Below are 8,209 nucleotides of genomic sequence, written 5' to 3' on the forward strand. Positions count from 1 at the left end.
GTTAAATCAACTATTTTTTAGTGTTATTTTGAGTTTTTTTATTATTTTCATCACTTTAAAAGTTAAATAACCTTCTTCGGAGTTATAACAGATGTATTTCTTGCAAATAAATGTACAACATATCTTGAAATTAAGAGGGAGGAACAATATAAGAATGAGTATTTTTGGTGCACGTGTGAAAACACTGAGATTAGAGGCTAATTGGAGCATGAAACAATTGGGAGAAGAAATAGGAAAGATCACCGGAACAAGTTTTGCTCAAACTACGGTCAGCAACTGGGAAAATAAAGGTGCTGAACCCCCATATAGCGTTCTAATAGTTATAGCAAACCTTTTCGGAGTAAGTACTGATTATCTGATTGGCAACACTCAGGATATTCAAGATAATATATTGGTATTAGAAGAAAGCAAAAAACATAAGGATACCCATATAGAGGAATTAGAAGATAAACAAATTTCAGAAGTACCTTTTATAAAAAGTGATCTTTATAATGATCTACTTACATTACCAGTAAACAAAAAAGAACAATTAGAAACGCAACTTCATGAGTATACAGAATTTATTAGCTATAAATATAATAAGCTACAAGAAGAGTATGACAATTTCAGAAAATACATTCAATACGAAATTAAAGCCTCTAGTTCAAATAACTAGAGGCTTTTTTTATTTACATTCACTAATTCTAACATTAACAATTGATAACTCATAATAATAGTTATACAATAGAACATATAAAGAGATATAACCTTATTATAGTTATAAATATTAAATAAAAAATAAACCCTACCACACCTCGTTTTTAATTAGCATATCAGTTTGGCCGCTGAACTAATTAAAAACCCGATTTAAGTAGGGGGTTTATCTTTTATAATTTCTACATATTTATTATAGCATGTGAAAATTATAATGTGAATAAAAACCTCCTATTTTTCTGTATATTTGTGGTGGAAAAAATAGGAGGTTTTTTTGTGTTACTTCAAAACTTTTTGCTCAGTCGAGCAAAATCCGAGTTAAGTCCCCAAATCAAACACTTATCCAAAACACCTGGGGCTATTAATCAAGCAATCAGGAAAGTTATTACTTATATTGATAATATTGTCCTAGAATATGAAGGTGTTACTACAAAAGATTATCTTACCAACCGAAAATATGAAGCATTAGAAACTGTTTTATCGTATTTAGTACAAGAAGGCTATTCCCAAGTAAAGCAAGAACATATCAGAAAAAAATCAGGTATTTCAAAACCAATTATTAACTATGTGTTTAATTGGTTACAAGATTTGGAAGTATGTCAACAAATCAAAGTACGAAGACATGGTAAAATTGCCCCTTCGATTTACATTTTAACCATACATAACAATTACTTGAAAATTATAGAATATTTCAAGGTAAAGTGGGCTCTAACAATTGATGTATGCTCTACTTTCACTAAAATTTTAAAGAAGAAAATCTTCAAGATCACTGCTGTATCCGAACATGAAGATCAGAATATTTCATCTAATGGCATAGATATTTTAAATTTTGAAGAACTAGCAATAACGAATACTTATACAAAAAATACTACTGATAGATTTCAGGATATAGATGCATATTTAAGTGAAGATCAGAAAAAAGCATACCAATATATTATGAGCCAACCTGTCACATATTTAACAGAAAAGAATGCTTATACAATTGCTTTAAGAATGCCAAGAAATATCGATACCTATCAACGATGGGATTTTGAAGAATGCATCAAATGGTTCAAGTATAATAATGCTGAAACGAGCAACCCTGCTCATTTTATGAAAATGTATACTGAAAAAACTAAACAAAGAAACAAACGTAACGCTAACGTTGAATGTGAAGAAAAATATGAAACAAAATTCAATTTTTACAATTGGATTGATGACCCAAAGTTTGATCCGATCCTGCGAAAATTGAATACAAATCAACGCTAATTTGTAAATTTAAAAACATAGCAAATAGCCTTGCTCAAAAAATTATATACAAGCAAGGCTATTTGCTATGTCTTGATATATACTTTCTTAAATTATCGTTTTTTCACATAAACATCTTCTAAAAATCTTCTCATTACCTTAACATTTTAATATTTTTCTTATCTATTTATCTATAAAATTTACACTCTGTATAAACCGAAAATTCTATCATTTACTCTCAGTTTAACTTTGAATTTTACCAAGAAGAAATCTTGAAATGCTTGTCAGAGTAAGAGTCACAATTCAAAAATGAATTCTAATGTTTTTATTGAATTTAATTTTTTAAAACAAGAATTAATAACTAAGATGAACTTAAATCAAGCTTAAATTTAAAAAGGAAATTCTGTCTCTTTTTAGGGAGAACCTACATATCTTGTCTAATATATAAACAAGAACTTGAAATAGACATAATGGTTCCCTAAACAACTACAATATCAATAGCTATATTGTAAATTCAATATTTTATCCTTATCAATATTTGTAGAAATTAAGTTTCTTTATATTTTATATGGCAATTTATAACGAGGCATGGGGAATCTTTTTATAAAAAAATGACTTTAAAGTATAGGAATTTTAACAATTAATGTGGAAGCGTTCCATATAAAGACTAAGGAGGTAGAACAGTTGCAAGAACGATTAGAGATAGGAACCAGTACGCTGAGAAAATGGTGTTTATCTTTAGAACAAGAAAACCACTCTTTTGTCAAAGCTACAAAAGATAGTCTTGCTTTTGTTGAAAAGGATATCTTAGAGAACGGATATAATGAACGTGATTCGTTACTGTTAACGCATGTTAGAGAAATTCTATAAACAACTTATTGTAGCATCACAAAATAAAGAAGAAAAAAATGTTAGAAGTTCTGAAAATAATGTAAATCATTATAATTTAAAAATTACCATAAATCCTCTAAAGAAAATGAAATATCCAATAGAGTGGCAAAAGAAGAAAATAAACCGGAAGAAAAGATTGAAGAAGAGACAGTAAGTAAACCTATAGAAAGAAATATGGATATAAATGCTCTAAGTATAATCTACAATACAGTAGTTGTATGAGAAAAAGCATAAGACATAATATGCATAAAGACAAAAAGGAATGATTTTAAGTGTATTGAATGTTTTAAAAACATTTATATTACAAGTTTTAGGGATCTTAGTAATCAAAGTATTTGTAGCAATCAGTTTTTATTATCTTGCTTATTTGTTATTTGGGATAATAGTTTGTTTATTAATATTGGAAGTATTATAGCTGCTATTGGATTTGTAGCATATCTCTTCGGTTAATATAAAAAGGGGGGATAACCATGGATTTTCGTGGTTATCCCCCCTTTTTATATAATCAATTTTCAGCCAGTATTTCCATCAGCCATTAGATACACTGAGTATTTCTCTAAAGTTGAATTATCAGTACTTTGAGAGTTTAGTCCAAGTGTAAGAAATCCTACTGCCATAATACTCATTAAGATGATTTTCAATTTTTTCATGTTATTTCAATGCCTCCTTTTCAAAAACCTGTTCCTTTGCTTCATAACTTAAATAGAAATACATGCTTGCTTTTTCGAATTTCTTTTCAGCATGAAATTTAACAGCTAATAATTCACTATATTCTTGCACATACTCCCATAAGTTTTCGCTTTTAAAGTAATCCATTCCTGCTAATATTTCTTTCTCTAGATGCACTGTTGGATTATCAGTACATAATTCTTTTGTAATGTTAAAACGATATTGATATTCAGTGAGTTCGAGCTTATTTGAAATTTCTAATCCTTTTTCAATTAGTTCTAGTGCGATATCTGTTTCGTTTAAATTCATTCGTTGCTTGGCTTCTACAATAAGCGCTTTATAATTATCAACCATTTTTTCATTTACTTCCGATAAATACCTAATAGCTAAGACAGATTGTTTTTGTTCAGCATACATAAAACCAATATTTTGTCGACCAATTAAGACATCACGGTCGTTACCAAATTTACTAAATTGATCTATAGCTGAAATAAAGTACTCTTCTGCTAATTTATATTCTTTTAAGTGTGTGCATGCTAATCCTGACAAATTATCACAATAAGCAATTTTGATTTCACAATCTGTATTCTTTAAAAATATATCTTTAGCAATTGTAACGTACTTGTTAGCTAAAAGTGATTGATATATATGGTAATGAAAAACAGCTAAATTATAATAAAACTCAGCCTTCTCTAATTCGTCTGGAATATAAATCAACAACTTTTCCGCTTCGTTATAGTGTTCTTCAGCCAAATTGTAAAGTCCAACTGATTTTGAATGAATTGCTTTAAAAAAGTGATAGTAGTATGCTAGAAAGTCGTCAGAATCGAGTGGAGTTTGAAAAGCTTCAATTTTATCAAAACTTTTCTTCGAAATATTCAGGTTGTTAAGTAAGTAGTTAAAACGGAAATCTAAAAGTGAATAATAAAAAAGTAAATTTTGATCACCTGTAAGATTATGAAATTGTTGCTCAATTTCTTTTTTTAGACGTATAGAATTCTCTCTATTTCTTGCACGAATTTGTAAATACCACTCATTTAATAACTCCGTCAACTGTTCATTCCCCTTTAGTTGTATGTTCATATAATCCTCCCATCACCCCATAATATAATAAAGGGAATATTCTCATAATAAAATAATAGCAGATAAACAAAATATTAATCTAAAAAAAAGAGATGTTTCAATAATAAATATAATATTCTGTAAATAATTATTTTATCATTAATACATCCATATCAATAGTTTGAGATATTTGAGAGGGATAAAAATATTCCTCCTCAGTTCGAATTCTTTGCAATACTATTTATCTTTTTATATCAAAATTTTTTACAAATTATTAATCTTTGTTATAAATAACCAGACTTTATTTTGAATACACAATATTATGATTATTAAAGGGGACATATCAAATTTATAAAAAGTAGGGAAACTTGTAATAACATACAAGCTTCCCTACTTTTCACGTATTATTTAAGTTATTTTTTAAATAATTTAGAGAACCATGATTTTTCTTGTTGAGTAGATGCGACTAACTTCTTAGTTTCTTGTATTTCACGAACCACTTCTAATAACTGCTGATCTCTATTGTTTATTTTTCTATCAATAGTCTTTTGCTGTTCATCAATCTTGTTCGTTAGTGTTTGATTAGTTTGTTCTAAATTGTCTATGCGTTTTAAAAGTTCCATGTTCATAGCTTTTTGTTCTTGAAAATATATAGAAACCTCTTTCATACCCTCATACATTGTCTGAATAATTGGTTTCGTTATTTCGTCGTCTGCATCATTCTCTTCTACTACAATATAATCTACATTTTGCTTTAACATCTGTTCTATTATTTCTGGTGGTTCTTGTGCATCTTTCATATTAGCAATTAATTTAAAAAGCTCTAATGCTTCCAGTTCATATCTCAGCGTTCGCCCCTTCGTCCCAGCGACGGTTGGTAAGTATGGTTTGAATTGATCCCGCCAGGCCTGAAGGGTTGTCCGTGGCTTCCCAAGCATCCTTGCTATATCTGCAAGGGAATATGTTTTCTTATAAGGTTCTTCCCTATCCATTCCATCGTCCTCCCCTCATCGTCATTTGTTGTTATCAATGTCCGACATGTTGTCATTACACTGTTGTTGACCATCACCTATGTCGGTCATGTTGTCATTGTATTGTTATCGATTATCATCCATGTCGGTCGTGTTGTCATTACATTGTTGTTGACCATCATTTATGTCGGTCATGTTGTTGTTTTACTTTTATTCATCATCATTTATGTTCGACATGTCGGTGTCTAACTGTTATGTGTTTAATTCGTTTGAAAGAAGGTATTTCCTTGTTTATTTTGAATTTTTTAAGTGTATAGGTTAATTAAATAATAAGTATGATTCAAGTCGTATTTATTATTTAAAGTGTTCTTATTTTTGATTAAATGTGCTAAATCATAATCAAAAGTAGCACTTAAGTCGTATTTAATGTATAGAGGGGGAATTAAAAATGAAAATTGGAAGAAAAGTAGCTGATTTCGGAAATAGTTTTAATAATTTCATGGTTGATGGTTATTATATTGAACTTGCAACGAATGTAGTTAAAATTTCAAAGAAACAAGCTGAGGATTTACTTGTTGATCGTATTTCTAGACCAGAAGATTTACTAGATAGATTACTAATTTCCACTGAAATCGAAGGTGAGGAATCTTTCTATTTAGTTGGGCAATTAGCTGAAGATAACCAGTTGGCAAACTCACATGTAAATAAGATGCACGATAAAATTAAGAGTCCTATCCCATACGTAAGCTTTTTAGGAGCAATTGCATATTATCATGCTCTGAACGCTGGACAAGAAGATAATGCAGTTGAAATTGAACACATGAGTATGATGCTTCCAATTTGGCTTTTAAAACGCGAAGAAAAATTTAGCATTGCCCATAAAAAAATGGAAGAAAGATTTATCGGCGAACATAAAGTTAAAGTGTTAACACCAGGAATGGAGAAAGAACTAACTATTACAGTCAATTCAGCAAAATGTAGAAATGAATCAGAAGTTGCTAGACATTCTTTAAAATATAAAATGGTTTCAAAAGATCAGAATACAAATGTAATTAGTATTGAAAAGCGATATGAATCTGAGAGATTCGATGACTATGAAGTAGTTTTAACTGACATTGGTGGCGGGTCTACAGATGCTGTGCGATTAGGTAAAGGGCTTACTACACCTAAGCACAGAGATTCTTTCCAAGTTATCGATATTGAGCCATTCTTAGGATACCTAGAACGCTTTAGAAAAGAAAAATTGATTCAATACTTTAAGGATATAAGAACATTAGAGAAATTTATAGTTAATAATTATAAAGTACAGAAGTATGTACTATCGAATGAAAATACTGGTGAAGAATATGATTTTACAAATGAAATTGTAGAGGCACTGAAAGAATATGCAAGAATTTTAGTAGCTAAAATTCTTGATGTATTCATCCCATCTAGTACGAATACAGTATTGAAATTCATTTACATTGGAGGCGAAGCACCCGTTTTAGAACCTTACATCCGTCTCGCTTTATTGAATCATATGTCTGAAATGGCTGCTAAAAATAATCACTTCTTCTTGAACGATATTATTCAAAATCGCGAAAAAGAAGTATTTCCTCCAACTTCACGCACAATTAATCTAGCTGCATTAGAATTAAAAGTAATTGATGAAATGAAGGGACAGTTAGCTTAAAATAAAGGGACGTGCTGATAATGGCTAAAAATAGAAAAATGGCATTACATGCTGATAATATGCCTGAAGATGTATATAGGATCCTTAATGAAAAAGCTAATGGTAGACAATTAACAGCATTTGTTGTTGAACTGGTACAAAATGAAAAACGTTATGAGCAACTACTACAGAAATTAGATAATGTAGAACAGAGATTAACTCTTTTAGATACAGTTGAAAATAAACTGGATATTTTACTTACTAATGGATTTGTTCCCGCACAAAAACAGGAAGATTTAAAAACAGAGGAGCCCATATTGCAAGAAGGCAAAATTATTAACGCTAGGGTAGTACTTGGTGGGATTTCTGAAGAAGATAACGAAGAGCTTGATTTCTAACTAGTAAAGAAGACCTTTAGGTATAATCCTAAGGTCTTTTTATATTTATATGACCTAAATTCTGTTGAATTGAACTACCCTCCACTTAACAGCCGTATGGGTTGTTTGAAGTGGGGGGGCCTACGAACACCAAAGTATCCTTCGGTTATCCTAGTAGGCTAATCCCGTGGTTCCTACGGTAAATACGAAATTCGTACGGTATCACAATCTTATTTTGTTTTTTAGACATCTAGAAATAGACCTGTTTTTGGTAGCACGAATTCCACTGACATAAGTCATCTTTCCCCTTTAGGGATGGGGGTATCAAAATGGAGTAGTCCTAATATCACCGATATAACCCTCTTTATAATATAGAAATATCCCTATTTCTATAATTGGATATTTCCCTATTATTCTACTTTTATTATTTGAAAGGATGGTATATGGGGCGTCTCTGTAAAATTACTGATTCTACTGTATGTACTGCACATCACTATTATAATCCCTCTCATAATATAGAAATATCCCTATTTCTACAATTGGATATTTCCCTATTATTCTACTTTTATTATTTGAAAGGTGATATAGGGAGCGTCTCTGTAAAATTACTGATTCTACTGTATGTACTGCACATCACTATTATAATCCCTCTCATAATATAGAAATAT

Annotated in this window: 8 protein-coding genes; 5 read left to right on the plus strand and 3 right to left on the minus strand. The window is 30.1% G+C overall.

Annotated features, from left to right (window positions below):
• Positions 1 to 154: 154 nt before the first annotated feature.
• The 3 genes from JDS92_RS18315 (at position 155) to JDS92_RS18325 (ending at position 2,790) form a co-directional block, all read left to right on the plus strand.
• The gene (locus JDS92_RS18315) at positions 155 to 655 is read left to right on the plus strand and encodes a helix-turn-helix domain-containing protein (RefSeq protein ID WP_199632279.1); all 501 of its coding nucleotides are present in this window, start codon (positions 155 to 157) and stop codon (positions 653 to 655) included.
• A gap of 314 nt (positions 656 to 969) precedes the next feature.
• Positions 970 to 1,941 (plus strand): Replicase RepFR55, encoded by a 972-nt coding sequence (locus JDS92_RS18320; protein WP_199632280.1) that lies wholly within the window; start codon positions 970 to 972, stop codon positions 1,939 to 1,941.
• Between the two features lie 663 nt (positions 1,942 to 2,604).
• A complete protein-coding gene (locus tag JDS92_RS18325; RefSeq protein ID WP_242476011.1) occupies positions 2,605 to 2,790 on the plus strand; it encodes a hypothetical protein in 186 nt (61 codons plus the stop codon).
• Positions 2,791 to 3,323: 533 nt separating this feature from the next.
• Here the strand turns inward: JDS92_RS18325 and JDS92_RS18330 are convergent.
• The 3 genes from JDS92_RS18330 to JDS92_RS18340 form a co-directional block, all read right to left on the minus strand.
• Positions 3,324 to 3,461: a Phr family secreted Rap phosphatase inhibitor gene (locus JDS92_RS18330; RefSeq protein ID WP_199632282.1), complete on the minus strand. Its 138-nt coding sequence runs from the start codon at positions 3,459 to 3,461 to the stop codon at positions 3,324 to 3,326.
• 1 nt (position 3,462) lies between these two features.
• A complete protein-coding gene (locus JDS92_RS18335; protein ID WP_199632284.1) occupies positions 3,463 to 4,563 on the minus strand; it encodes a response regulator aspartate phosphatase in 1,101 nt (366 codons plus the stop codon).
• A 392-nt stretch (positions 4,564 to 4,955) separates the two neighbouring features.
• Positions 4,956 to 5,534, minus strand: a complete 579-nt coding sequence (locus JDS92_RS18340; protein ID WP_199632285.1) for a DUF3967 domain-containing protein — start codon at positions 5,532 to 5,534, stop codon at positions 4,956 to 4,958.
• Between the two features lie 427 nt (positions 5,535 to 5,961).
• Here JDS92_RS18340 and JDS92_RS18345 point away from each other — a divergent pair, with 427 nt between their 5' ends.
• Positions 5,962 to 7,185: a ParM/StbA family protein gene (locus tag JDS92_RS18345; RefSeq protein WP_199632286.1), complete on the plus strand. Its 1,224-nt coding sequence runs from the start codon at positions 5,962 to 5,964 to the stop codon at positions 7,183 to 7,185.
• Positions 7,186 to 7,205: 20 nt separating this feature from the next.
• A complete protein-coding gene (locus JDS92_RS18350; protein WP_199632287.1) occupies positions 7,206 to 7,562 on the plus strand; it encodes a hypothetical protein in 357 nt (118 codons plus the stop codon).
• The last annotated feature ends 647 nt before the right edge of the window (positions 7,563 to 8,209 follow it).

Source organism: Bacillus cereus group sp. N12 (assembly GCF_016483575.1).
Taxonomy (GTDB): domain Bacteria; phylum Bacillota; class Bacilli; order Bacillales; family Bacillaceae_G; genus Bacillus_A; species Bacillus_A toyonensis.

Coding starts and splice junctions, on each gene's coding strand:
- JDS92_RS18330 (WP_199632282.1), bottom strand. CDS start 3,461: ATGAAAAAATTGAAAATCATCTTAATGAGTATTATGGCAGTAGGATTT.
- JDS92_RS18345 (WP_199632286.1), top strand. CDS start 5,962: ATGAAAATTGGAAGAAAAGTAGCTGATTTCGGAAATAGTTTTAATAAT.
- JDS92_RS18350 (WP_199632287.1), top strand. CDS start 7,206: ATGGCTAAAAATAGAAAAATGGCATTACATGCTGATAATATGCCTGAA.
- JDS92_RS18335 (WP_199632284.1), bottom strand. CDS start 4,563: ATGAACATACAACTAAAGGGGAATGAACAGTTGACGGAGTTATTAAAT.
- JDS92_RS18340 (WP_199632285.1), bottom strand. CDS start 5,534: ATGGATAGGGAAGAACCTTATAAGAAAACATATTCCCTTGCAGATATA.
- JDS92_RS18315 (WP_199632279.1), top strand. CDS start 155: ATGAGTATTTTTGGTGCACGTGTGAAAACACTGAGATTAGAGGCTAAT.